This window comes from Anaerostipes faecalis, from assembly GCF_018982945.1.
GTDB classification, from domain to species: Bacteria; Bacillota; Clostridia; order Lachnospirales; family Lachnospiraceae; genus Anaerostipes; species Anaerostipes faecalis.
This window is the reverse complement of sequence record NZ_JABRXE010000012.1, coordinates 15,413-41,283: the sequence shown is the minus strand read 5'-3', so window position 1 is coordinate 41,283 and position 25,871 is coordinate 15,413. Positions and strand designations below refer to the sequence as shown.

Below are 25,871 nucleotides of genomic sequence, written 5' to 3'. Positions count from 1 at the left end.
AGGAACTAAATCTTATATAAATACTCATCTATTTCCCATTGTGATACAACTTTCTGGTAAGATTCCCATTCTGCTGTTTTTGCCTCTATATATTTATTAAAAATATGTTCTCCAAGGACCTCCTTCATATAATCGCTTTGTTTAAAGATTTCCAGCGATTCTTTCATATCTCTTGGCAACACCATAATTCCTGCTTTCTCCTTATCACCTTCATTCATTTCATACTGATTTCCTGAAGATCCTTTTCCAGGAGTCAGTTTTCTTCGAATTCCATCAAGACCGGCCGCCAGGCTGACTGCCAGTGCAAGATATGGATTTGCTGCAGAATCAGGGCTTCTGAATTCAATTCTGGTACCGATTCCTCTGGCAGCAGGAACACGAATCAACGGACTTCTGTTGGATGGTGACCATGAAACATCAACTGGTGCTTCATATCCCGGTACGATTCGTTTATAAGAATTAACCAATGGATTGGTAATCAGTGACATTTCTCTTGCATGAGCCATTACCCCCGCAATAAAATGAAATGCCTCATCACTGATTCCAATGGTATTCTTTGAATCTGAGAAAATATTCTTGCCATCTTTCCACAAAGACATATTAAGATGCATTCCTGAACCATCTACTCCGGTAATCGGTTTTGGCATAAAGCTTGCATACAGTCCATGTCTCTTTGCAATATATTTTACAACAAATTTAAATGTAAGAATGTTATCTGCCGTTCTTAACGCATTATCATATTTAAAATCAATTTCATGCTGTGCTGGTGCAACCTCATGATGAGATGCCTCGATTTCAAATCCCATATCTTCGAGATTTAAAATCATATCTCTTCGTGCACTTTCACCTAAATCCAATGGGGCCACGTCAAAATATCCGGCTTTTTCATGGGTCAGCGTTGTTGGACGACCTTCTTCATCCGTATGGAATAAGAAAAACTCACATTCCGGTCCTACATTAAACTTATATCCCATACTTTTACATTCTCTGATGACCTTCTTTAAAATATGTCTGGGATCTCCTGCAAAAGGCAGACCATTTGGTCCATAAACATCACAGATTAATCGGGCAACGCGATTTCCTCCTGCATTCCAAGGAAAAATTACAAAGCTATCCAGATCCGGATAAAGATACATATCAGATTCCTCGATTCTTACAAAACCATCAACCGAAGAACCATCAAATGTACATTTATTATCCAAAGCCTTTTCCAGCTGGCGTGCAGTAATTGCAACATTTTTCATTGTTCCAAACAAATCAGAAAATTGCAATCTGATAAACTGAACATCATTCTCTCTAACCAAGTCAATGATATCCTGTTTAGTATATCGACCCATAACATCACTCCTCTTTCATCTCATTAAATATTCGCTATGTCAACAACAGTCAATTGATCTCGATTGCCTGTCTCCAAACTAGTCAGTAGAGCATCTGCCGTATCCAGACTGGTCAGACAGGTAACTCCTGTCTCAATCGCATAACGGCGAATCAGGAATCCATCCTTGCTTCGACCGACACCCTGAGAAGGTGTATCGATGACTAAGTCAATTTTATCATCTAAAATCAAGTCTAGCAAGTTCGGAGATGGTTCTTCCAACTTATTTATTGGTTTTGCAACTACCCCTGCTTCATTTAACACTCTGCATGTGCTTTTTGTAGAGTAAATTTCATAACCTAATGATATAAATCTTCTTCCAATGTCTACTGCGTCAATCTTGTCAGAATCTTTTACTGTAAGAATCATTTTCTTATATTTTGGAAGATTTACTCCTGCTCCCAGGAATGCTTTATATAATGCTTCATGATAATTCTTTGAAATTCCAAGGCACTCACCTGTAGATTTCATTTCCGGTCCAAGACTGACTTCTGCCCCTCTTAATTTTTCAAATGAGAATACCGGTTTTTTAACTGCATAATATTCAGATTCCGGCTGAAGTCCAGGTTCATATCCCAGATCTTTGATTTTAGCACCTGTAATTACCTTGGCAGCCAAAGCGACGATTGGAATACCTGTTACTTTACTGATATATGGCACTGTACGGCTGGAACGAGGATTTACCTCAATGACATAAACTTCTCCATCAGCTACAATAAACTGAATATTAATCAGTCCGATAACATGTAGAGATTTTGCCAGCTTCCTTGTATATTCTGCAATGACACGTTTAATCTTATCACTTAAACTTAAAGATGGATATACAGAAATACTATCTCCGGAATGAATTCCTGCACGCTCCACATGTTCCATGATTCCAGGAATCAGAATATCTGTCCCATCACATACAGCATCAACTTCCACTTCTTTACCAACCAGATATTTATCGATCAGAATCGGATGTTCCTGTTCATATCGATTGATAATCTCCATAAATGCCTCAATATCTTCGTCAGAAACTGCAATCTGCATTCCCTGTCCTCCAAGTACATAAGATGGACGGACTAATACCGGATATCCCAGTTTATGCGCTACTTCAATTGCTTCTTCACATGTAAATACTGTTGTTCCTTTCGGTCTTGGAATACAGCATTCTTCCAGAATCTCATCAAACAGCTCTCTGTCTTCTGCTGCATCTACATTTTCTGCACTGGTTCCAAGAATTGGAACTCCCATCTTCATCAATGCTTCTGTCAGTTTAATTGCTGTCTGTCCTCCAAACTGTACAACTGCACCATCTGGTTTTTCCAAATCAACAATACTTTCCACATCCTCTGCTGTTAATGGTTCAAAATACAATTTATCTGCCACATCAAAGTCTGTTGAAACAGTTTCCGGATTATTGTTTACAATAATTGTTTCGTATCCTTCTTTGCTTAATGCCCAGACACTGTGTACAGAACAGTAATCAAACTCGATTCCCTGTCCGATTCTAATCGGACCTGAACCCAGTACCATAACTTTTTTCTTACCAGATGTTTCCTCCACTTCATTTTCACTTCCAAAGCATGAATAATAATATGGAGTCGCTGCATCAAACTCTGCTGCACAGGTATCTACCATCTTGTAAGCAGCATGGATTCCAAGTTCGTTTCTCAGATTTTTGATATCTTTTTCTGTTTTTCCAGTTAACTGTCCAATAACTTTATCCGGGAATTCCAGACGCTTAGCCTCCATCAGAAGATCATAATCAAGATTTTCTGCTTCAGACAGTTTCTTTTCCATTTCAACCAGAATTGCAATCTTATCAAGGAACCAGCGATCGATTTTGGTAATATTGAAAATAGTATCATAATCCACACCACGGCGGATAGCTTCTGCAATAACATAAATTCTCAGATCATCAATTTTTTCCAGCTCTTTCATCAATTCATCATCTGTCAGCTGGTCATAATTTCCAAAAATCAGACTGTCCACATGCTGTTCCAGAGAACGGATTGCTTTCATTAAAGCCCCTTCAAAGCTGGTACCGATACTCATTACTTCTCCGGTAGCTTTCATCTGGGTTGTTAACGTACGTTTTGCATGAATAAATTTGTCAAATGGCAATCTTGGCATTTTAACAACACAGTAGTCAAGCATTGGTTCAAAACTTGCAAATGTTTTCTTTGTAACTGCATTTTCTATTTCATCCAGTGTATATCCAATGGCAATCTTTGCTGTAACTTTTGCGATTGGATATCCTGTTGCTTTTGATGCCAGTGCTGAAGAACGGCTGACACGAGGATTTACCTCAATAACACAATATTCAAAACTGTCAGGATTTAATGCATACTGAACGTTACATCCACCATGTACATCCAGCTCAGTTATTATATTTAATGCTGATGTACGCAGCATCTGATATTCTTTATCTCCTAAAGTCTGTGAAGGTGCAACAACGATACTATCTCCTGTATGAACTCCTACAGGGTCGATATTTTCCATATTACAGATTGTAATACATGTTCCATTTTCATCACGCATTACTTCATATTCGATTTCTTTCCATCCACCAATGTAACGCTCTACCAGAACTTCTCCAACACGGCTTAATCGAAGTCCGTTTTCCAGAATTGTTTCCAGTTCTTCCTGATTGTGGGCGATTCCTCCACCACTTCCTCCAAGAGTATATGCCGGACGAAGTACTGCCGGATACCCGATTTCTTTTGCAAATTCCACACCATCCTCAATGGTTGTAACAACTTTACCTGCTGCAATTGGTTCCCCTATTTTTTCCATTGTATTCTGGAATTCCTGACGGTCTTCCGCTTTTTTAATGGTCATTGGAGATGTACCGATCAGTTTTACACCACTTTTTTCCAGATATCCACTTTCCACCAGTTCCATGGCAAGATTCAATGCTGCCTGACCACCAAGAGTTGGAAGGATACTGTCTGGTTTTTCTTTCTCAATAATTTTTTCAATAACAGGAGCTGTTAATGGTTCAATATAAACTTTATCTGCGATATCTTTATCTGTCATAATTGTGGCAGGATTGGAGTTTACAAGAACAACTTCAATTCCCTCTTCCTGAAGGGCACGGCATGCCTGTGTTCCTGCATAATCAAATTCTGCCGCCTGCCCGATGACAATTGGACCTGATCCAATGACAAGTACTTTTTTTATATCTTCTCTTTTAGGCATTTTGAGCTCCTTTCATCATATCCATAAATTCATCAAATAAATATGCTGTATCCTGAGGGCCTGGACAAGCTTCAGGATGAAACTGTACCGTACGGATATTTTTATTTTTATATCTTAATCCCTCTACGGATTTATCATTTACATTAACAAAGGAAATTTCTGCTACATCCTCTGCAATAGTATCTTCTTCAATTACATATCCATGATTCTGTGAAGAAATATAAACTCTTCCGGTTGACAGGTCTTTTACCGGATGATTTCCTCCACGATGTCCCCAACGCATTTTTGTTGTATCTGCACCTGTTGCAAGTGCCATCAGCTGATGTCCCAGACAAATTGCAAAAATAGGAACATCACTTTCATATAATTTTTTCAATTCTTCGATTACTGTTACACATTCCTTTGGATCCCCTGGTCCGTTTGAAAGCATGATTCCGTCAGGATGATCTGCCAGGATTTCTTCTGCTGTAGTAAAAGCAGGATAAACAGTTACATCACATCCTCTTTTTGTTAAGGAATTGATGATGTTGGTTTTTGTTCCAAGATCCAGTAATGCAACCTTATGTCCTTCTCCTGGAAAATGTTCTTTTTCCTGTCTTGTTACGGTTTTTACAGCATCTGTTACTCTATATGCTTTCAGTTTTGGAAGTATTTCATCCAGATTATAATCAGGATTGGTAGTAATCATACCACCCATACAGCCATGTTCTCTTAAAATCTTTGTAATGGCTCTGGTATCTACACCACATATTCCCGGAATACCATTTTTAATAAGGTAATCTTCCAGATCTTCTTCTCTTCGGAAATTACTGGAAGTTCTTGAAATTTCTCTAACGATAAAGGCGGAATGCCAAGGATGCTCTGATTCTACATCTTCCAGACAAACACCATAATTACCAATCAAAGGGTAAGTCATTACAACCCCCTGTCCCTGATAAGACGGATCTGTCAATACTTCCAAATACCCTGTCATAGAAGTATTAAAAACGACCTCACATATGACTTCACATTGTGCCCCAAAGCTTTTCCCTTTGAATACATGTCCGTCTTCTAAAATTAAAAATGCGTTCATGAAAATTTCCTCCTGTTTTTTCTATTTGACCTTTAAGCCCCTGCTTGAATATTTTACGCATCCTGCATGGAGTACTTTTATTATATATGAAATCCAAAAGATTTTGTCATATAAAATAAAAAAAAGAAATATTCCTAAAATAAAAATCACGAACCCAGGTACTGGACATGTGCATTCCAATACCTTCTCTTCTATTATTTTAGAAATATTTCCTCATAAATTGTAAAAATTTTATCATAATTCAACAAATTATGCAAGACCTTTTTTTTATCAAATTATTTCCAGATACTATTTACTACTTTTCCCATAATATTGCTGTTATATTCAATATTATAGATCATGCATTTCATTTACATTTTTAGAAAAAACACATCCACAGAAATTCTGTCGATAAAGAGAATATTCTTTAGATAATGTAATCGATCTTTGATATCCGCCTTTCTTTTTAAAATCCGATGGCAGAAATCTAATACCATATTTTTCTTCTGCTTTCTGTCCCAGTTCATTCAACCACTGAGCATTTTTTAACGGACTGATAGTAAGTGTTGTAGTAAAGTAATCAAATTTCTTCTGTGCCGCCAGCCTTGCTGTTTCTTCAAGTCTCAGGCGATAACACAGATAGCATCTGGCACCTCCTTCTGGTTCTTTTTCATATCCTTTTACAGTCTGATAAAATACTTCCGGATCATATCCTCCATCTATTACTGAAATATCTTTAAATCCCATTTCCTTAATCAGCCGCTGCTGTTCTGCCACTCTCTTTTCGTATTCTTCTCTGGAGTCAATATTAGGATTATAATAAAACACTGTAATCTGAAAATATTTTTCCAGATACTCCAGTACATAACTGCTGCATGGAGCACAACAGCTGTGTAACAGGAGGCCTGGTCGTTCATCTGCCAAATTATTTAAAACCTTATCCAGTTCTTTCTGATAATTAATCTTATTCATATTGTTTTCCTTTGCTATCAACAGTATCCATATACAACAGTTTTAACTGCTTCCCTAGTAAAATAAAAACACCGACAGCTCCTGCCGATGTTTCATAATCGGGGCGACAGGATTTGAACCTGCGACCTCGTAGTCCCGAACCACGCGCTCTACCAAGCTGAGCCACGCCCCGTACTTCTACTATTATATCCCTATTCAATTCCATATGTAAAGAGAAAAATAATATTGGTTTATACTATTTACATAATTAGCAATACATAAAAATCTCATTTTTCATTTTTCTTACATAACATTAACAAATATTTTCTTTGTTTTTTTTACTTTTTTCACGTAACATATACATATGGATGGACCAATCAATATATGGAGACAGAAACATATGTCTAATATAATCACAGAAGAAATTAAATTAAATTATATAGAATATTATAAAGATCACAAGCTTCAAAAAAATCATGTACTATATGAAGCTTATGGAGGTCGTGGTCTTGTTTGTAATCCATATGGATTATTTAAAGCATTTATAAAACGACAGGATTTCAGGAAATATCAGCATTTCTGGGTAATAGAGGATTTCGAAGCTAATGACTCCTTCATAAGAGAATATCAATCTATGAACAACGTGCATTTTGTAAGATATCAAAGTGAAGACTATGTAAAACACCTTGCAACTGCCGGCTATCTAATCAACAATGTATCATTCCCACCCTATTTCACACCAAGAAAAAAACAAATCTATATAAATTGCTGGCATGGAATCCCATGGAGAAAGATTGGTTTTGACATGGAAAACGGAAACGTTGATACCAGAAACACCATTCGAAACTTTCTTGCAGCAGATTATATTATTACTCCTAACGATTTTATGACATCCATTTTCAGAAAGACATTTAAATTAGAAGGTATATATCCCGGCAAATTAATTCCGGTAAATCAGCCACGAACTGATTTATTATTCAGTACAAAGAAAGAGACAATGATTCAAAAACTCCATAATTATGGAATAAAACTGGAGGAACATAAAAATTTAATTTTATATGTCCCAACCTGTCGGGAAAGAGAAAACCAATGTCCTGATATTCATCATATAGAAGAATATTTAAAACTTTTGGAAATCTTAGAACAACAACTGAATACAGAACAATATCAGGTTTTAATGAAGCCCCATCAGATTTTGTATGAATATTTAAAGAAAAACAAATTAGGCTCAAAGAAAATAATTCCTGCCGAAATCGACATCAATGAGATGCTCGCTATAACTGATATCTTAATTTCAGATTATTCAAGCATTTATTATGACTTTTTGGAAACAGAAAAACCAGTTCTTTTCTATATTCCAGATGGAGACCAGTATAAAAAAGATATGGAATCATATCACTCAGCCGTGGAAATGCCAGGTCCCACATTCAAATCTGCAGACAAACTTACTCAATGCATTTTAGAAGAACAGTGGAAACATCCCGTATATCAAACTGTTTATCAAAAACAAAAACAATGGACAAACCCATGGCAGAACAAACATTCTGGAGAAAAAGTCTTGGAAATTGTTTTAGATGGCAGACATAGAAATTCTCTCATTTCTTTGAAAAACAAAAAAAAGAAAATTCTGATTTATGGAAGTGATCTGCGTGGCAACGGAGTAACCCAATCCTTATTAAGTTTGCTTGAACAAATGAATTATGAAAAATATGATGTGTCTGTTCTTGCAGTGCTGAATGCAAAAAATACCAATGGTGATATGATTGAGTCTGTAGATTCCAGAGCTCGTGTCCTCACTCAGATTGGAAAAATCAATGGAACAAAAGAAGAAATGAGTATCTATGATACTATCATTGAAAAAGGTCTATCTTCCTTTGACGCAGTAAAAAATTACCCGAAATCTCTTTTCAGGCGGGAATTTCAAAGAATGTTCGGATGGACAAAATTTGATTGTGTTATTGAATTTACCGGATACAGTCCTCATTATGGAATGCTGTTTCTGGCATCTGGTGCAAAGCGGAAAATGATCTGGCAGCATAATGATCTGGGAAGTGAAAGAAAACGTGCAGTTCATGGAAACCAATCCCTGGAACAGATTTTAAACGTTGTATTTTCCACCTATCCCTTCTACGATAAGATTGTATCCTGCAGTCAATCAGTTATGGAATTAAACAAAAAAACTTTATCAAATATCTGGACCAGAAAGAAATTCACTTATGCCCGTAACACATTTTCAATAAATAGAATTTACAATGCCATAGAAAAAAATCCTTTTTTAGAAATTGGACAAAAAGACTATTACATTTTACAAGAACAGCAGAATGAAAACGACAATCAAATAGAAATGCAGCTACTTCCTTTGCCGGAAAAAGATCATAAAGTTTTTATTACAATGGGTAGATTATCTCCGGAAAAAAATCATCATAATTTGATTTTAGCTTTCCATCGGCTGCAGAAAGAGTATCCGAAGACAATCCTATTTATTCTGGGAGATGGACCGCTAAAAGAAAATCTTCAAAATGAAATTCGAAAATTACATTTAGAAAATCAGGTTTTTTTAACTGGAAATATCAGAAATCCTTTTGCTCTCATCCAAAAAGCAGATTGCTTTATACTGACATCCAATTATGAAGGACAGCCTATGTCTGTGCTTGAAGTCCGGGTACTTAAAATTCCGGTTATTATATCAGATTTTACAACAAGAAAAGATATCTGCATTCCCAACGGGCAGCTAATTGTACAAAAGGACCCAGATAGTATTTTTCAAGGTATGAAAAAAATGTGTCAGGGTACTGTCTGCAATTACAATTTTTCACCCAAAGAATATAATCAATCTGCATATCTGGAATTTGAAGCATTATTAAAATAGTAAAGGAATCAAAATGGAAACAATAAAAAAACGAGCAATTTCCTATGAAAATTTCAGGAAAGAAAAACAGCCCCAGATAAATCAAATAAAAAGAAAAATGAAAAAAACCTTCTGATATGGTTCCTGTTTGCAGGAACCAGTAAAAGATTCTTATATTTTTTATGATTCCATGCAGGGGGAATTGCTGAAAGGTCAAATTCAAAATGTTTTTATAGAAAACCTGAAAAACACAAATAAAATACAAATCGTCGGAATAAAAAAACAACTGCTCCCGAACATACAGCAACAGTTGGAGAATTCTAAATGGAGAGACCGGGTTCATCTGGTCATTCGTGGAACCGAAGAATATTATTACTGGCTGGCAATTGCTAAATATCTGGTTAGTGACAGTTATTTTACACAGAATTTTTATAAACGTCCGGAACAATTTTTCTACTATTTGGGAACGAAGAATGATGATTCTTATTTATATCGCCATTACCTGCAGGCAGACAAAATTTATAACAATGAGTGCAAAGTAATAACTTCCAATAAGAAATCATGGGTATTTTATTGCAATTTCAGTAATACAACAGTGGAAAATGCCATGGATTTATTAAACTATCTGGATAGTTTAAATTCTAAAGATTATGATCTAACCTTAATCACTCCGTCCATGTCCCAGGTAGATTCCATCGTAAAAAACTCCATTTCTCCATCTATTGATTTTTTTAATTTTAAAGAACGTGTTCCGTGTACTCTAGAAGAATATCTTCAGCATGAATATCTGTTCCGCTATCTGCTGAATGCAGATCATGCTGTTGATACAGTAAATGCAAATCATCCTTACATGAAAATGTATCAAAGAAATTTAAAACGTCTTTGGGGAAATAAAATTTTTGACCAGGCATTTTACTATGGACAATTAACAAATTCCGATTATCTTTATTTCAGCCAGATTCCGGCAGAGAAAAAGTCATATATCAGATATGAATCTCACAGAGATGAACAGGCTTTTTATATGTTATCTGAAACAAGAAGATATTATTTTAGCCAGCGATGTGAAATCTATCAGAATTTTGATGAAATCTATTGTACTGGTAAACAGCTTCTACAGATAAACAAGGAAGCAGATCCTAAAATTTATGAACATGCCAGATATTTTCCTAGAATTTCCGCCCGATATGAATACTTAAAAAAAACAATGCAGGAAACCATATATCAGGGAAAACCATATCTTGTATTAGAATTGTCTTCCGGCAAATATCCACATGTAAAATTACTTCCAAAACCTGATAAACATAAACAAAATATTTTATATCGTCTGCAGGATTCCTCAAAAGAAAAACTTCATGATTGCCTGCAGCAATTACAAGAAAATAAAAATATGATTTTATATCTTATCGATGATGAAAATACCATTCAATCAAGAGAATTTGAAATTATATCCCGGTTAGGAGTAGAACAGCAAGTTATTATCTTAAAACGACCTGTCCTTATAAAGGAATATCTCAAACAGTTTGATTCAGTAATTTAAAGGGAGCTTCATGCTCCCTTTCATTACTTTTTCAAATTCTCTTTTAATTTTTTATTTTCCTTTAATAAGGCTTCCACTCGTTGATTGGTTGCTTCCAGCATTCCCTGTAAGGCAATGCATTTTGATTTATATTCTTCTATGTCTACAAAAATTTCTTTTTCTGAATATTTCAATTGTTTTCTCACCTCTGCCCTTTTCAACATTTTCATTAGTAACTGATCTCTGCCATAAATATATAAATAGTGCCGGGCAATCCATCCGGTTTCCAAATCCCTGATTTGAACTGCTACAGGCCAGAGTTCTCCCTTACCTTCAAACATCCAGTCTGGAATCTGATTTTTCTCATCTTCATTCAGATAAATCACCACATCTGCCTCTGGATAAAATTTCTTCTTATTTGTTACTACGATTTTTCTCTCTTTTTCTACAGAATTCTCCCCTGTCATTGCATGAAACAGTTCAGAACATTCCCCTTCATAGACAATTTGCGCATGATTACAGACTTCCTGTTTTAACATCTGCCCTGCAGCGTAATACCAATGAATATTATCATAATGATCTTCCAAGGAAGAATCCAGACAAATAATTTGTTCTAAAAATGGTTCTAATCCGAAAATTGATGTGGAAGATACAGTAATTCCTGATGAAAACTTTTCTTTCACACTATATGGCAATAATTCTGAAGGCATAAATCTTGGAAAGACCGTTGCTTCCGGATACCATTTTTCATACAGCCCCTGCCAGTCACTTGGGTGCGGTTTTATATATAATTTCCCCTCTAAAGCAAAGTAGTCCAGCATAGAATCATACAATTCCTTTTCCTGAGTCACTGTCAGAAATCCCATATTTACAAATTGCTGTGTCAGTAAAAGAACTGATGTTTCCTTTGTCATTTCATTTTGTGGAACCTTAAAGGTTTTAAGAACCATTTGAAGCTTTTTATGTTCCAATCCCTTTAATATATTCTTAACGGAAAAATCTACACAATTGGTTTTATCATAATCTCCTGTCTGGGATGAAAATTCCAGATACTTTTCACTGATATTCGGATTATCTCCCATACATTGGTATTTCTTTGCCATATCATACTGAAATGGATTCAAACGCTGAATATTTTCCAGTAAAAGATGTTTTCTGGTATAAACCCCGCATCCTTCTTCAAAAAAATGATATGGTATTTTATGTTTAATCAGCCATATTCCTAAGGAGTACTGATCTCCACAAATATTGTATTCCGTAATATCTTCCTTCTGAAAAGGAAAATCTTTTTCAATTTCTTCACAAAGACGATTTACGAGAATATCTAATTTTTCTGAATTCTTTTTTTCTCCATATTCTTTTTTGTATGGAAGCATTCTTCCCTTATCCGGAAAGGTATTTACATTTTGAAAAATGCCACCTTCCTTTACTGCTTTTAACAACCGTTCACATTCCGGATGAGTGTCTGAAATAAATAATTCTGCATCTTCCTCCCAATGTCTGGTCAGCTTATGAAGCATACAGCAAAGCACATGATAACTGGTGACAGCATAATATAAAATCATTTAGACTCCCTCCTCCTGGCACATTTCCTCAAAGGTCCCCATATCTCTTTTTCCCTCCAGGCCACCTACATATTTGTTATATACATACTTTTGAAAAGCCTTGCAGATGAAGGTATGAAATCTTTTTTCCATGGCAAATCGAAGAGGCCAGTAAGCATCCAGTGCTGGAATTTTCCAGAAAATCTTCATAGATTTATAGTATTTTTTATAGTCTTTTACAAAATCCATAGTTCCCTGATGAATCATTTCTGTAATTTTATAATTTTCTACTTCCGGATGTTCAAATTTAATCTTATATCCTCCGTTTTCCCCTTTTTCAAAACTATAAACCGATGGATGGGGCGCTGATGTAATAAATTCTACACAAGTATTATGAATCAGATTATTCTTATAATGAAATCTTGCCAGGTGATCGTTGTGTTCTGGTGAAAAGAGATAGACTCTGATGGATTTATCCGCAATTAATGGTATCGTATTATTCAGCTTATATTTACAAGAGCCCATCATCATCCCTGTCACCTTACAGTTTTCCTTGAGTTTTTCTTCAATCAGGAATTTCAATGCCATAGGACAGGTTCCTCTCCATCCTGTATCCACTGCTGCCACATGGTGACAATGACTAAGTATCGGCCTTATATATTCACTAAAAGCTTCTAATGATGACTCATAAACATTTGATACTTCATTCCAGTGATCCAGTACAAATTCCTTTATTATCCCTGCTGCCTCTTTCGTATCAATGATATGGTTTTCATCCATAGAAATTTCTGAAAGAAATGGAATCAGACATTCTAATTCCATGGATAGTAATATTTCTTTTACCGTAAACGGATTTTCAGCCTCAATTCTTCGATCAATAAACTGTTTCAGTAACTCAAAGCGATTTTTATCATAAGATAATTTTAATGCAGCATTTCTGGAAAGATAAACATACTCTGATGGAATATCATCATATAGCTGATCATACACCTTTTTCATAATCCATCCATCACGTGCGATAAATAAAATCTTATCCATATGTTCCTTTACTGCCTGCTCATGAATCCATGTGACATAACCCAAAATTAAAATTCCACCACATGTATATCCATACTGATATGACAGCTCTTTTTCTTCTTTGGAATCAAAAGCACCTGAATGCATTTTAATATTTACCACAGCCTGATAAGCACTTCCGATACATGGAGACATCAACCCTGGTCTGTACTTTGCACCTCTGGAAGCAATGCTCGGATAAAACTGTACTGCCCATCCCTGTTCCTTTGCCATATTCAAATCCACGGTTTCATTATCTCCCACATGAACAACTGTTTGCCCCTTCAGGTATTCCCTCTCCACGATCTGATATAATTTCCCGGAGCATTTGCTATAGCCATAATCACAGGAAACAAATAATCTGTCATATCCTTCATATCCACAGGAAGCCAGCAGTCTTTTCATCATTTCCTCTGGAAAATACATATCTGACACTATAATCACTTTTTTTCCATAACTGATCAATAAGTCAAAAACTTCTTTCATATATGGATTGGCAATGCAAAAATCCAGTTCTGTTTCAAATTCCGTTTTCATTCCAAGTTCGGCATCTACACCACAATATTTCTCCATAGCCTGGTAAATCTGGGCAAATGTCACTTCACGACTTCCATTCTCAGCTTCCTGCTTATCCCTTAGCATCAGCTCCATATCTTTACGCATGGTTGTATAATTTAATACTCCCAGCTTCTGTCCCACCATCATAAAAATATCTGTTGGACGATTTAACGTACGTAGAATCAAAGTATCAAAAATATCAAAAGAAACCACATCATATTCCAACAGTTTTCTTGCAAAAACTGTCGAACGGCTTCTTCCTGATTTTTCTATAGATAATATTTCATTTTTTTCCTGAAATTTTTTTCCAAGAATCTTTCTTTTCACTTTTTTTGCAATTTTTTTAATTTCATCGTACATCACTTCTGCTCCTGTCATATATAGAGTCTGTCACATAATGAACTTCCATGTGTGATTCAATCTTCTTCATATATTTTTGAATATGTTTATTAATCGTACTTAACTTTTCACGATCAGAACTATTAATCAGTCTTTGATCATAATAGTTTCTTTCAACATTGGTATGATATCCATCAAATCCCACAGTAAAAATTTCATCAACACCTATTTTGATAAATAAATTAAACAGCATAAGGCATGCATTATCTGAAATCATAGGATCTTCCATAACCAGGTCAGAATAATTTACTACAAAATCCATAGCTTTTCCTCCATCTATATTAGATGTAAGAAGTACCGGAAATGGCAGATTTTTAACATTATATTCTTTTTTTAATTGATGATATCTCTTTTGATTGCTGACAAATAGAATATCCGGATTCATATATTCAGGAATACTGTTTACGCAAAATATCACAGAATTTTCTTCTTTTAAAAATTCCTGAATTTTATTTTTCTCATCAATGAGACTTTTCCCCGGAGCGGCTACGACAATTCGTTTCCCTTTGATTATCTTTGAAATCTTTTCTAATACTTCTTTATCATCCACTTCATTTTCCTGAAATTTCAAATAAAGGGAATCAATCAGTTTCTCATTATATAAAGCTCTTTCTTCTTCCGGTATTTCCTTTAACACCTGATAGATTCTTTTCATATTTAAAGTCTGCTTATTTAGAAGAAAACCAATATAATTAGGATGACAGTTATTAGTTGCTGCTAAAAAGTATCCTGCACTATATCCCCACGGATGAAGATAAGAAATGGGATTAATATATTCATCTACCAGTTCAATGAGTAATTCTGTATGATAACGGTATTCAATATTTTCATTGATATACTGAGCTATAATTTCACTGCAAAGATTACCTGCTCCACGTCCCATTCCCAGTATAGACGCGTCAATAATCAGATTTCTTTTTCCACAGCTTTGAATCAATGCCTGAGCATTTGAAAATGAAAGCTGAAGATTATTGTGTGAATGATATCCAATGGTAATATCCTCATCTAAATTGTCATCCACCAGATAAAATAATTTCAGCAGCTGTTTTGCATATAGTTTTCCAAGAGTATCTACCAGATAAAATGCATACGGCTTCATTTCATTAATTCGTTCCACCAAAGACAGAATTTCAATATCTGTATATGTTGTTGTTCCCACCGGCTGCATAAAAATTTCATAACCTTTATCCATCAATGCATATCCCAGTGTAAATGCTTCGTCTATTTCTTTTTTATGGAATGTAATTCGAATTCCATCAATAGAATCTTTTGTTCTAGGTGCAATTTGTGAAGCTGAAATAGTACCTGTTACAATCATTGCAACATACATGGAATGCTTTTTCTTTGTTTTTATCAACGGTGTAATCTGTTCAACATCACTATATAATGATTTATTTTCATCATATATAATATCTCTTAAAAATCCACATTCAATAATATCCATATGTGCTTTTCCAAGTTTGGAGATGATTGTCTGAATGGTTCCTTTTGAAAAATCAAAATCATTTACATATCCACCATCTCTTAATGTACAATCAAGAATCGATATTTTATTCATATTTTTTTCCTCCTGTCCGGATACAATGATTAAATATAGCATCCGCAATCACAAAATCTTCCGGATTGTTAATATCCACTGCCTCCATCCAGTCTGCCTCTAAAAGTTTTGGTTTTTCACCAATCCGACGGTTTTCTTCTTTTATTAAATGTTCTTCATAAATATAAAGCCCTGTTGTTTCCCGATAAAGCGGTTTCAGGTCCTGAGTTCTTGGAATCTCTTTTGTATCGTAATTCCATGGTTTACCATCCATCCAAAAGAAATCCTGCTGTTTAATTACAGTTAACGCAGAATCATATTCTTCTGACTTTACAGCATCAATTCCTTCTTTTATTGTCTCTGGTTTGATAAAAGGAGCTGTAGCATGAGTTAGTATATAAATATCTGATGGAACATCTTTAGCAAATGCCTTTAAAACTTCATTAATCTTAACCTGGCTTCCATCCAGTTTAGGATCTCTCATTAAAAATTTTACACCTTTTGGCAGATACAAAAGAATTGTTGGATCTGAACAATATACATAAATTTCGTCAATTCCTTTTACTTTTAAAAGTGTGTTTAATATGTAGTGGCACAATGGCTTTCCATTTGTAAATGGTTTTGTATTCTTTCCTGGAAGCCTCTCATTATTTAATTTCATTGGTACAAATGCAGTTATCTTCATTTTCTTCCTTTTCCTTTCTTCTCATGACAGCTAACAACTGTCGTAAAGATTTCACATCTTCTTTTGTAATTTTTCTTTTTATTTCGGACATAACCGGAAATACAATCTCAGGATTTTCTCTTTCTCTCCTGCATTTTATCCAGAATATTTCTGAAAGCATTGTCAAATATTCCTGTTTTTCTTTCTCTCCTGTTCCCATAGTCATAGAAATACCCGTTCGCGGAAAAACTGTTTTATGATAAAAATGTTCTATCTTTTCTTTTATTTCCAGACAATCTGTCTTTATATAAACAGCTGTTTCTTTTTTCTTTCCATAACATGGATCTTCTTCCGGCATAACCTGAATATTTAAATAAAAAATATCATCAAATGATTCTTGCATCACATCTGCAAAATAGTAATCCTGTTTTGTGTTAAGATAACAAACACAATCAGCCGATGGCAGTGGTTCTGTTACATCATCTGCCAGAACCACCTTATAATTCCTTCCTAAAACCGGCTCTGGAATCCTGAAACCTAAGAACTGCTGACACAACGGATCAATGAATTCTCTCAGGCAGCCTATAATCCCTATTTCTTCCGGAGAAATTCCCGGGAAAATTTTCTGTACCAGTTGCACTGCTCCAATATACTGATAAATTGCATCTATTTTATTTTCAAATCCTACATCTAACTTAATTAATTCATCTGTATAATCCATCAATGCGTCAATGGCAGTAGATCCCGTAGTAATAATCTTTTCAAACTTTCCATCATATATAAATGGAAGCAATTCTGATGGAAAATGTTTATCCAGTACCACTGCATCAGGAAATAAATCCCGGTATCTCCCAGAAAAATCTCTCGGATGAGGTTTTATAATAACAGGGGATTCTTTTGCAAACAGATCCAGGATCATTGCAGATATAAAATGATGATTATCCATTGTAGGATTCTGCAGATATCTTACATATCTGGTTAAATACAGTACCGGCTGCTTATTTCCTTTCACCTGTAATTTCCTGGCATTAAACATTTTTAACACCTTATCTCTCCAATCTGGTGCAAGTTTAGGAAATAATTGAATAACATTAAAATCTTCCATTTTTTCGTCATAAAATCCCGGCTGCTGTGCACTGGCATTGGCATATTTTTTGGTCACATACTGACTATTTCCCAGTGCATGTAATCTCACTGTCACTGCATAAGATGCATATTGAGCTTTTTTATGAAAATCAAGCTGAACAGATTCTCTAGATAATAATCCATTTCCATCCTCAAAATATTGATATGGAATTTTTTTAGATAACAAATACATTCCCATATGTCTGTGATCAATTGCTGAATTAAACTCTGTAAAGTGACTTAAATCAATCTTCTTTTTTCTCATCCAGTTCTCAATCCACTGTTCATTCCACTGAATATAACTATCTACTTTTTCTCCTGGAGAATCTTCATTTAATTTATAAGGATTGTCATAAGCACCTTCGATAAAATTTAAAACGATTACCTGATGAAATAGCCCTGATGCCTCCAGATTCCTTTTTAATTCTTTCATTCCACTTTTGGAAAAGATATTATCCCCGATAATCAACACGGCTTTCTCTGTGGGATGATTTAATAATTTATGTATCGAAAAACATAAAATGTGATATAGAGATGCTCCAATATATAAAACCATCTATGCACTCCTTTTCATTTTCTGATAAAATCTTTTGATTATATGATAAGTATCTTTGGCTGCTTTGGATTGAACAATGGCCTGCACTGGTTCTAAGTGTGGTTTCGAACGTTCCACTTCGTCAAAAGCATAATGAAGAACTCTCCCGATAAACGAAGCAAAAGATGCTCCATAGGCAGTATCCTCTACATATCCTTTTATGTAGGTATTAAACTGCCAGACAAAATCAAAAATACCACGCTGTATTTCCTGGCGATTTCGAATGGATTTCAAATCTTCTTTTTCCTCCTTCCACACAGGAAGATTCTGTCGATAATATTCCACATAAAAGCTGGATTCTCTTGCCATTTCTACTGCTCGATGAATATCTTGATAATATTTTTCGGATACTTTTTTTCCGAAAAAATCTTTAAGATTACATACTTTAACATCTTTTCCAACTTTATTCTGCAAATATTCTTTTAGATCGTCCTGAATGGAAAAATCTACGACCATTCCATATTTCTGAACATTTCTTTGCAAATATTCAGTTAAAGCCATATTTCGCTGGGTCCGCTGTTCAATATAAATAATTTCCACATCGTCATCAGGATAAAGATTTGCATATGCCTGACAAAGAGTACTGGAAGTTTCTGTAAAGTACAGATTCCCAATTTGATTTGTTTCCTTCCAGTTCTTTATAAAGCGCAAAAATCCATAGCATAAAATTCCTTCAAAGGCATATCCAAAGTGATATCCTTTTGACTCTTTTATGCTACCGTTAAATAACTGTTCATTAATAAAGTTTGTAAAAATTTGTTCTGTTTTCTTTAGCTTTTTTCCAAAATAGTAACGATATGGATAAACATCTGGTGATTTATATAGAAGAAAGTCCAAATGATTAATTTTTGCGAAAAAATTCATACGATTTGAAATCATTCCATACTTGTTTCCTTTCGGATTGTATGTAGCAATCATTTTCTTAAAAAATTGAAAATTACATTTTCTCTGTCCAAATTCCGAAGCCAAAGCAATTTTTTCTATATAAGAATATCCACAATTTTTCAGAATTTCCTGATATTTATGTAAAGAACCCTTTTTTCCATCATCGTAGGCAATAATCTCTATATGATTGTAATGAATTGCATCCATCGCCTGTTTCATAAAAGGATTCGCTCTGTACACATCCGGAATTGTTTCAAAAATCAATACTTCTTTCATCGGAACATAAACCTGGTCATGTCCTAAAAATGTCCTAACATAATTTACTGCATCGTGTTTCCCATAACCTCTTATCTCCCACAGATTCTGGGCATCTGCCCATTCCGCTGTAAATGACATCTTATCTTTCTCCTTTTTTCCTAACATTTCTTTATATTATAGGCATGCCAGATTTACACAACATCAAGTTTATGTTAAATTATGGTGAAACTTAATTTTGTCACTCTTTGTTAGCACTCTTTTTCATCGAGTGCTAATTTTCTCTTGACTTTCCATTAAAATAGCTCTACAATACCTTTTATAACAAGTGTCCTATATTATGTAGAACACGAAACACAAATTGACAATTAATCATCAAGGAGGTATCTATCATGGCTGCAAAACATGGTAATCTTTCAATTAACAGTGAAAATATTTTTCCTATTATAAAAAAATGGCTTTATTCTGATCATGACATTTTCTTTCGTGAAATAATTTCTAATGGTTGTGATGCCATAACAAAATTAAAAAAACTTGACATGATGGGAGAATATAAATTCCCAGAAGGTCACAAAAATAAAGTAGATGTGATTCTCGATCCAGAAAAGAAAACTTTAAAATTCATTGATACCGGTCTTGGAATGACTGCCGATGAAGTTGAAGAATACATTACACAGATTGCTTTTTCCGGTGCAACTGAGTTTTTAGAAAAATATAAAGATAAAACAGAGGGGGACCAGATTATCGGGCATTTTGGACTTGGTTTCTACTCTGCTTTTATGGTTGCAGACGAAGTTCATATTGACACTCTTTCCTATAAAGAAGGCGCAGAACCTGTACACTGGGAATGTGATGGCGGAACAGAATATGATATGAAAACCGGTACAAAAGAAACTGTTGGAACAGAAATTACTCTTTTCCTAAGTGAAGAAAGTACAGAATTCGCTAACGAATACCGTGCAAGAGAAATTATCGAAAAATACTGTTCCTTTATGCCAAATGAGATTTTCCTTTCTGTAGAAGGAAAACAGGAATATGAAACCATACCAGAAGAAGAATTAAAAGACGATGATGTGGTTGTTGAACATATCCATGAGGATGCAAAAACCCAGGAAAAAGAAAATGAAGACGGTACAAAGGAAACCGTAGAAATTTCTCCAGCAAGAGAAATGGTTAAAATCAACAAACGTCCTGTTTCTTTAAGCGACACTAATCCATTATGGATGAAACACCCAAATGATTGTACAGACGAGGAATATAAAGAATTTTATCATAAAGTCTTCCATGATTTTAAGGAACCATTATTCTGGATTCATCTAAACATGGATTATCCATTTAATCTGAAAGGAATCCTTTATTTCCCTCAGATCAATACAGAATATGATTCTATCGAAGGTACCATTAAACTTTACAACAGTCAGGTATTTATTGCCGATAATATTAAAGAAGTGATTCCTGAATTCCTGATGCTGTTAAAAGGTGTCATTGATTGTCCGGATCTTCCATTAAATGTATCCAGAAGTGCTCTGCAGAACGATGGCTTTGTAAAGAAAATTTCTGATTACATCACAAAGAAGGTTGCAGATAAATTAACCGGTATGTGCAAGACAGATCGTGAATCTTATGAAAAATACTGGGACGATATCAGTCCATTTATCAAGTTCGGTTTTATTCGCGATCAGAAATTTTCAGATAAGATCAAAGATTACATCCTGTTTAAAAACATTGAACATAAGTATGTAACATTAAGTGATCTGGTACCGACACCGGCAAATGATGACGATATTACTACCCTGTATTATATTACAGATGAAGTGCAGCAAAGCCAGTACATCAATATGTTCAAAGAACAGAGTATGGATGCTGTCATCTTAACTCATAATATTGACTCTGCCTTTATTACACAAATCGAACAGCAGAATCAGCATATTAAATTTAAGCGCATTGATGCAGATGTAGAAGATGCATTGAAAGAAAATGTAGATGAAAAAGAACTGGAAGATATTACAAATGCATTAACTGATTTATTCCGTAAAACCCTTGAAAAAGATAATCTGGATGTCCATGTGGAAAAATTAAAAGATGAGAAAATTTCTTCCATTATCACACTTTCAGAAGAAAGCAGACGTATGCAGGATATGATGAAAATGTATGGTATGCCGGGAATGGATCCAAATATGTTTGGCGGTTCTCAGGAATCTCTCACATTAAATGCAAATAATAAGCTTGTTAAATACCTATTTGAACATGGAGATGCTGACAATGCAAAAATCATCTGCGAACAGCTCTATGATCTGGCAATGTTAAGCCACAAACCATTAGAACCAGAAGCAATGACGAAATTCATCACACGAAGCAATCAGATTATGGAAATGCTGACCAAATAATATTGACTTTATTCAATTTAAAACACCATCCTACTCAGAACACTAATCTTATGTACCTGACTTGGATGGTGTTTTTCATTTCTTATCCTCGTGATGATTTCCTAGACAAATAATTTTTTGTAATATTCTTAATTATTTCAATTCTTTTTTAGCTTTCTCATAAAAGTTTCCATCATACCACTGATTTAAATCTACATCTTTTTTAATTAATCCGTTTTCTTTTAAGAAAGTGATAACTCCTTCAAATACCTTTTTCGTTTCTCCGGTTGTTCCTACAATGCTGTTATAATCTGTCAATTTAGGATAGGTCAGATCTACAATTTTTTCTTCAATACCGCTCTTGATATACAGTTTCCGTAAATCTTCCGGATGTTTCTTTGCATATTCCTGAGCACGGATTAATGCACGTAAATAAGCAACAACAACCTTAGGATGTTCTTTTGCAAACTTACTTCTCACAAGAGTAACACTTGTTCTTTCCAATTCGGTAACACCTTCCGTATCATACAACAGCTCAACATTCTTCCCTTGCTCCAGTTTGATTCCCTTCATTTCCGTAACCGCAGTAGCATCGACACTTCCTGCTTCAACTGCATTAGCAGCATCTACCTCTGACATATTTACTAACTTTACATCTTCAGCAGAAAGACCATGTTTTTCTAAAATCTGATATAATATTCGCTGCATATAGGATCCACTTTGTACTGCTACTTTCTTTCCTTTCAAATCCTCGACTTTTTTCAAGCCGGATTTTTTTGATATGATCAAATGTGTAGAATAGTCAGAAGGCTGAATATCAATAGCCATTGTATCTGATCCTTGAGACTTTGCAACAATTGCCGGGACATCTCCAAGACCTGCTGCCTCCAGTCCGCCGCTTGCTAAAGCAGAATTAATGGCTGGGCCTGCTTTTACAAAAGGAATAGCTTTAAATTCTGCATTTTCTTTGGAAAGTTCTTCCTTAAAATATCCTTGTTCTAATGCAATCCCATTTAATCCTGGAAGTACATCAGAATTTGTTGCAGTATATCCATACCTAAAAACAATCTTTCCTATTTTCTTTTTCATAATTAATCCTCTCCTAAATTCATTTAAAAAATATCATCTAAATCTGATACTCAATTTCAATTTCTTCTGTTCCAAAAAATTCCTGATAGACCTTTTTTCGAATTTGATCAAAATCATAACTGGTCCTGTTTCGAGGTCTTCCCATCTCTACCGGAATTATAGTTTTTACTGTCGCCGGTTTTCCTTCCAGAATTACAATGTGATCACTTAAGTAAATGGCTTCTTCTATATCGTGTGTCACCATAATCATGGTTGTTCTTTCTTGTTTCCAGATCCTAAGAATCTCCTGCTGCAACAACAGACATCCATGCCATTCCTGCGCCCAGACGAAGCCCAACACATAAAAATGGCAATGCAGATGGTACATAAATTTTAAAAATAATATCTTTCAATTTTACCTGATACAATTTTATCAAATCGACATATTTAGGGTTTGTAGAACAAATTCCATCAATTGTATTTACTAAAACAGGAAAAAAAGTTCCTCTCGCCACTAAAATTATTTTTGATAAATCTCCAATTCCAAACCAAAGAATAATTAGTGGAAACCATGCAATTCCAGGTATCTGACGGATTGCATCAAATATTAATGAAAAATTTATTTACTCTTGGAAAAATGCCCATCATAATTCCAAAAAAAGTCCTAGTCCAGTTCCTGTAAGATATCCTTTAATTACTGCGCCAACACTAGCACCGATATCCGACAAAAGATGACCATTTTGCAACTGCAGACAAAAACTATCTTTTACTTTTCCAATCGATGGAAGCATTAACGATGAAACTTCCCCGGATTTTGTTACTTGATACCAGCAAAATAGAATGATAACAGGAAATGCTGCATAATTTATCACTTCTATTATCCAACTTTTTAAATTATATTCTTTCATGTTCGTTATGCCTCTTTTCTTAATCTTCGATTTTTACGGAAATCGAGCTTCACTTTCCCTTTAACCTGTTCCGCTGTCTGGAAATATTGGTTCAATAATGGATTTGTAAATGGATAATCTGGACGAAAATGATTTTTTCCTCTGGTTTCCTTGCGGTTTTCTGCCATTAAAGCTCCAATCTCACAAATATCTAACATATCTAATACTTCCAGTGTCCTCATCAAATCATGCGCATTTTCACAGCTAACTTCTCGATAGGTCATATCTTTCAGATCACGAAGATATTTAATTCCAGCTTTCAATAAAGAACCACTTCTTTTCTCTCCACCAATATAGTCAATCATAATCTGTTGCAACATAATATTTGCTTCTTTCCAATTACTTCCATTCTCTCTTTTCAGAAATGATTGATAAAGTTCCTCTGTTTCCGTAATCAATGGATGATTTTCTACCGTTTCTTCTTCTACTGTTTTTATATAATCTGCCGCTTTTTTCCCAGATATTTCTCCAAATACAGCGGCACTCGTAATATGTCCATTTAAATTGCCACACACAGTTCCAGCAGCATACAAACCTTCCACCGTAGCTGCAGCTTCTGTATCCACATCAATTCCACCTGCTGCAAATGCTTTTCCATAAGAACCAAATTCAATCATACATTCTCTCAGCCTCCTCCGATAATCCTGTACAATTCATGTATACAGGGCCGGTACCATCTTTTAATTTATCTGCAAAAACTCCCGGCCAAATATCAGACATAGGATCTCCGTATTCTCTGGATGGCTTATTCACAAAAGGACCTACAGAATTCCCCTCAGAATCAGAAAGCATTCCAATCCAGGTAGCTTTTCCACTTCGTATAAAGTATCTCGGCCCTGCGTGACATCCAATGATATCATAATTAACCAGTCTTGCTCCTGCACGATATGCCAAAATGGCACCCCCTGTACACACCGGACATCCATTCATATTAAAAAGTGCGGCTGGAACTGTTCCAGGAAACATTCGGGAGTTTGGTCCCGTTGCAATAATGACTGCTTTTGCCTGATACACCACCAACTCTGGAATATCATCTGAGACATCTGCTCCAACTGCTCCAATAACTTTTCCCTCTTTATTTACCAGCAGATTACTAATCGTTATATGATTATGCATGATTGCTCCCTGCTTAACAGCTTCTCGAACTAAACACTCTTTTTGTTTCCTACCATCAAATTTCAGATGATAATGCGGTCTTCCAGGTATCGTATGCCCTTCAAAATGATATTTCCCCATCGGTTTCATATTAATTCCATAGGATTGCCATTTTTCTACCAATTCTTCGGAATGTTTTAATAAAGTGTAGAGCATTTCCTCATCTTGTGCCGGACCATCCATTGTATCTTTAATATCCTCCATTGCATGTCGGATATCATCTCCATGAATTTTGGGAATATAACATAAAAAATGATCATTTCCTGTACTGCCATTTCCAGACCGATTCACATGAGTTTTTTCGGCTACAATAACTTTCGCACCAGCTTCACCTGCAGAAATCGCAGCTTGAAGACCTCCTATTCCACCACCTACAATTAATATATCTGTTTTCTCTATTTTTTCCCTTCTTTTTAACTTCATCTTTTTATTCCCCTTTTTTTGATTTTTCAGTTCTCGATATAACATAAAATGAGTTAGTGGATATCTCATACGAATAGCATTTGATGAACAGTCGAGTACACAGGCTCTGCAATGCCAGCATTCCTCTAGATACCTTACTAAAATCTCCTTGGAAATTTCGTCCACTTTTAACACATCTAAAGGATATATTTCCGCACATAATCCACATTTTTTACATTTTTCTTTGTCAATAATTGGTGGCATATTTTTTCCCCCTTAATCTTCTCTTATAAATAAAAAAAAGAAGCTACAATCCATTATTTCAAGAATTATAGCCTCTAGTTTTCTAATCAGCTTCTATTTCATACTAATTATATATGTTTAATAT

Annotated in this window: 19 protein-coding genes and 1 tRNA gene; 3 read left to right on the top strand and 17 right to left on the bottom strand. The window is 35.0% G+C overall.

The features are described from left to right. Positions 1 to 5: 5 nt before the first annotated feature. The 5 genes from glnA to KTB61_RS11390 all read right to left on the bottom strand — a co-directional run bounded on the left by glnA (position 6) and on the right by KTB61_RS11390 (position 6,756). Positions 6 to 1,337 carry a type I glutamate--ammonia ligase gene (gene glnA / locus KTB61_RS11410; protein ID WP_075760252.1) on the bottom strand — a complete coding sequence of 444 codons (1,332 nt, stop codon included), beginning with the start codon at positions 1,335 to 1,337 and terminating at the stop codon, positions 6 to 8. Positions 1,338 to 1,360: 23 nt separating this feature from the next. Next, positions 1,361 to 4,561: a carbamoyl-phosphate synthase large subunit gene (gene carB, locus KTB61_RS11405; RefSeq protein ID WP_216697547.1), complete on the bottom strand. Its 3,201-nt coding sequence runs from the start codon at positions 4,559 to 4,561 to the stop codon at positions 1,361 to 1,363. After that, entirely contained in the window at positions 4,554 to 5,633 is a 1,080-nt protein-coding gene (locus KTB61_RS11400) for a carbamoyl phosphate synthase small subunit (RefSeq protein WP_075760250.1), read from the bottom strand. The genes carB and KTB61_RS11400 overlap by 8 nt, the downstream gene beginning before the upstream one ends. A gap of 330 nt (positions 5,634 to 5,963) precedes the next feature. Continuing rightward, on the bottom strand, positions 5,964 to 6,584 hold the full coding sequence (locus tag KTB61_RS11395; RefSeq protein ID WP_216697546.1) for an epoxyqueuosine reductase QueH: 621 nt from the start codon (positions 6,582 to 6,584) through the stop codon (positions 5,964 to 5,966). A gap of 98 nt (positions 6,585 to 6,682) precedes the next feature. Then, a tRNA-Pro gene (locus tag KTB61_RS11390) sits at positions 6,683 to 6,756 on the bottom strand. Positions 6,757 to 6,963: 207 nt separating this feature from the next. On the opposite strand from KTB61_RS11390, the gene KTB61_RS11385 reads away from it, so the two are divergent. Both KTB61_RS11385 and KTB61_RS11380 read left to right on the top strand, forming a co-directional pair. Continuing rightward, a complete protein-coding gene (locus tag KTB61_RS11385) occupies positions 6,964 to 9,432 on the top strand; it encodes a glycosyltransferase (protein ID WP_216697545.1) in 2,469 nt (822 codons plus the stop codon). A 127-nt stretch (positions 9,433 to 9,559) separates the two neighbouring features. Continuing rightward, the gene (locus KTB61_RS11380; RefSeq protein WP_216697544.1) at positions 9,560 to 10,948 is read left to right on the top strand and encodes a hypothetical protein; all 1,389 of its coding nucleotides are present in this window, start codon (positions 9,560 to 9,562) and stop codon (positions 10,946 to 10,948) included. A gap of 23 nt (positions 10,949 to 10,971) precedes the next feature. Here the strand turns inward: KTB61_RS11380 and KTB61_RS11375 are convergent, their stop codons facing one another. The 6 genes from KTB61_RS11375 to KTB61_RS11350 are packed head-to-tail and all read right to left on the bottom strand — an operon-like array spanning position 10,972 to position 19,686. Then, entirely contained in the window at positions 10,972 to 12,492 is a 1,521-nt protein-coding gene (locus KTB61_RS11375) for a glycosyltransferase family 52 (protein WP_216697543.1), read from the bottom strand. After that, positions 12,493 to 14,445, bottom strand: a complete 1,953-nt coding sequence (locus KTB61_RS11370) for an HAD family hydrolase (protein ID WP_216697542.1) — start codon at positions 14,443 to 14,445, stop codon at positions 12,493 to 12,495. After that, positions 14,435 to 16,042 carry an aldolase catalytic domain-containing protein gene (locus KTB61_RS11365; RefSeq protein ID WP_075760244.1) on the bottom strand — a complete coding sequence of 536 codons (1,608 nt, stop codon included), beginning with the start codon at positions 16,040 to 16,042 and terminating at the stop codon, positions 14,435 to 14,437. The genes KTB61_RS11370 and KTB61_RS11365 overlap by 11 nt, the downstream gene beginning before the upstream one ends. Next, positions 16,035 to 16,706 (bottom strand): acylneuraminate cytidylyltransferase family protein, encoded by a 672-nt coding sequence (locus tag KTB61_RS11360; protein ID WP_216697541.1) that lies wholly within the window; start codon positions 16,704 to 16,706, stop codon positions 16,035 to 16,037. Before KTB61_RS11360 ends, KTB61_RS11365 begins: the two co-directional genes overlap by 8 nt. Beyond that, the gene (locus tag KTB61_RS11355; protein ID WP_216697540.1) at positions 16,669 to 18,366 is read right to left on the bottom strand and encodes a glycosyltransferase family 52; all 1,698 of its coding nucleotides are present in this window, start codon (positions 18,364 to 18,366) and stop codon (positions 16,669 to 16,671) included. Before KTB61_RS11355 ends, KTB61_RS11360 begins: the two co-directional genes overlap by 38 nt. Next, the gene (locus KTB61_RS11350; protein ID WP_216697539.1) at positions 18,367 to 19,686 is read right to left on the bottom strand and encodes a hypothetical protein; all 1,320 of its coding nucleotides are present in this window, start codon (positions 19,684 to 19,686) and stop codon (positions 18,367 to 18,369) included. Positions 19,687 to 19,937: 251 nt separating this feature from the next. On the opposite strand from KTB61_RS11350, the gene htpG reads away from it, so the two are divergent. Next, positions 19,938 to 21,932, top strand: a complete 1,995-nt coding sequence (gene htpG / locus KTB61_RS11345; RefSeq protein ID WP_216697538.1) for a molecular chaperone HtpG — start codon at positions 19,938 to 19,940, stop codon at positions 21,930 to 21,932. 132 nt (positions 21,933 to 22,064) lie between these two features. On the opposite strand, the gene KTB61_RS11340 is transcribed toward htpG, so the two are convergent. The 6 genes from KTB61_RS11340 to KTB61_RS11315 are packed head-to-tail and all read right to left on the bottom strand — an operon-like array spanning position 22,065 to position 25,747. Beyond that, complete coding sequence (locus KTB61_RS11340; RefSeq protein ID WP_216697537.1) at positions 22,065 to 23,000, bottom strand: ABC transporter substrate-binding protein; 936 nt, start codon at positions 22,998 to 23,000, stop codon at positions 22,065 to 22,067. Between the two features lie 37 nt (positions 23,001 to 23,037). Next, positions 23,038 to 23,250, bottom strand: a complete 213-nt coding sequence (locus tag KTB61_RS11335; protein ID WP_075760238.1) for a hypothetical protein — start codon at positions 23,248 to 23,250, stop codon at positions 23,038 to 23,040. 25 nt (positions 23,251 to 23,275) lie between these two features. Continuing rightward, positions 23,276 to 23,587, bottom strand: a complete 312-nt coding sequence (locus KTB61_RS11330) for an ABC transporter permease (protein ID WP_330656378.1) — start codon at positions 23,585 to 23,587, stop codon at positions 23,276 to 23,278. A gap of 36 nt (positions 23,588 to 23,623) precedes the next feature. Next, positions 23,624 to 23,887: a hypothetical protein gene (locus tag KTB61_RS11325; RefSeq protein WP_216697536.1), complete on the bottom strand. Its 264-nt coding sequence runs from the start codon at positions 23,885 to 23,887 to the stop codon at positions 23,624 to 23,626. A 5-nt stretch (positions 23,888 to 23,892) separates the two neighbouring features. Then, entirely contained in the window at positions 23,893 to 24,543 is a 651-nt protein-coding gene (locus KTB61_RS11320) for an FAD-dependent oxidoreductase (protein ID WP_216697535.1), read from the bottom strand. Then, positions 24,536 to 25,747, bottom strand: a complete 1,212-nt coding sequence (locus tag KTB61_RS11315) for an FAD-binding protein (RefSeq protein ID WP_216697534.1) — start codon at positions 25,745 to 25,747, stop codon at positions 24,536 to 24,538. Before KTB61_RS11315 ends, KTB61_RS11320 begins: the two co-directional genes overlap by 8 nt. Positions 25,748 to 25,871 lie beyond the last annotated feature (124 nt).

What these genes read in the sequence shown, in the direction of transcription:
- KTB61_RS11320 (WP_216697535.1), bottom strand. Translation starts at nt 24,543, where the DNA reads ATGATTGAATTTGGTTCTTATGGAAAAGCATTTGCAGCAGGTGGAATT.
- KTB61_RS11395 (WP_216697546.1), bottom strand. Translation starts at nt 6,584, where the DNA reads ATGAATAAGATTAATTATCAGAAAGAACTGGATAAGGTTTTAAATAAT.
- KTB61_RS11355 (WP_216697540.1), bottom strand. Translation starts at nt 18,366, where the DNA reads ATGGTTTTATATATTGGAGCATCTCTATATCACATTTTATGTTTTTCG.
- KTB61_RS11400 (WP_075760250.1), bottom strand. Translation starts at nt 5,633, where the DNA reads ATGAACGCATTTTTAATTTTAGAAGACGGACATGTATTCAAAGGGAAA.
- KTB61_RS11370 (WP_216697542.1), bottom strand. Translation starts at nt 14,445, where the DNA reads ATGTACGATGAAATTAAAAAAATTGCAAAAAAAGTGAAAAGAAAGATT.
- KTB61_RS11335 (WP_075760238.1), bottom strand. Translation starts at nt 23,250, where the DNA reads ATGATTATGGTGACACACGATATAGAAGAAGCCATTTACTTAAGTGAT.
- KTB61_RS11315 (WP_216697534.1), bottom strand. Translation starts at nt 25,747, where the DNA reads ATGCCACCAATTATTGACAAAGAAAAATGTAAAAAATGTGGATTATGT.
- glnA (WP_075760252.1), bottom strand. Translation starts at nt 1,337, where the DNA reads ATGGGTCGATATACTAAACAGGATATCATTGACTTGGTTAGAGAGAAT.
- KTB61_RS11385 (WP_216697545.1), top strand. Translation starts at nt 6,964, where the DNA reads ATGTCTAATATAATCACAGAAGAAATTAAATTAAATTATATAGAATAT.
- KTB61_RS11340 (WP_216697537.1), bottom strand. Translation starts at nt 23,000, where the DNA reads ATGAAAAAGAAAATAGGAAAGATTGTTTTTAGGTATGGATATACTGCA.
- htpG (WP_216697538.1), top strand. Translation starts at nt 19,938, where the DNA reads ATGGCTGCAAAACATGGTAATCTTTCAATTAACAGTGAAAATATTTTT.
- KTB61_RS11350 (WP_216697539.1), bottom strand. Translation starts at nt 19,686, where the DNA reads ATGTCATTTACAGCGGAATGGGCAGATGCCCAGAATCTGTGGGAGATA.
- KTB61_RS11325 (WP_216697536.1), bottom strand. Translation starts at nt 23,887, where the DNA reads ATGAAAGAATATAATTTAAAAAGTTGGATAATAGAAGTGATAAATTAT.
- KTB61_RS11375 (WP_216697543.1), bottom strand. Translation starts at nt 12,492, where the DNA reads ATGATTTTATATTATGCTGTCACCAGTTATCATGTGCTTTGCTGTATG.
- KTB61_RS11365 (WP_075760244.1), bottom strand. Translation starts at nt 16,042, where the DNA reads ATGAATAAAATATCGATTCTTGATTGTACATTAAGAGATGGTGGATAT.
- carB (WP_216697547.1), bottom strand. Translation starts at nt 4,561, where the DNA reads ATGCCTAAAAGAGAAGATATAAAAAAAGTACTTGTCATTGGATCAGGT.
- KTB61_RS11360 (WP_216697541.1), bottom strand. Translation starts at nt 16,706, where the DNA reads ATGAAGATAACTGCATTTGTACCAATGAAATTAAATAATGAGAGGCTT.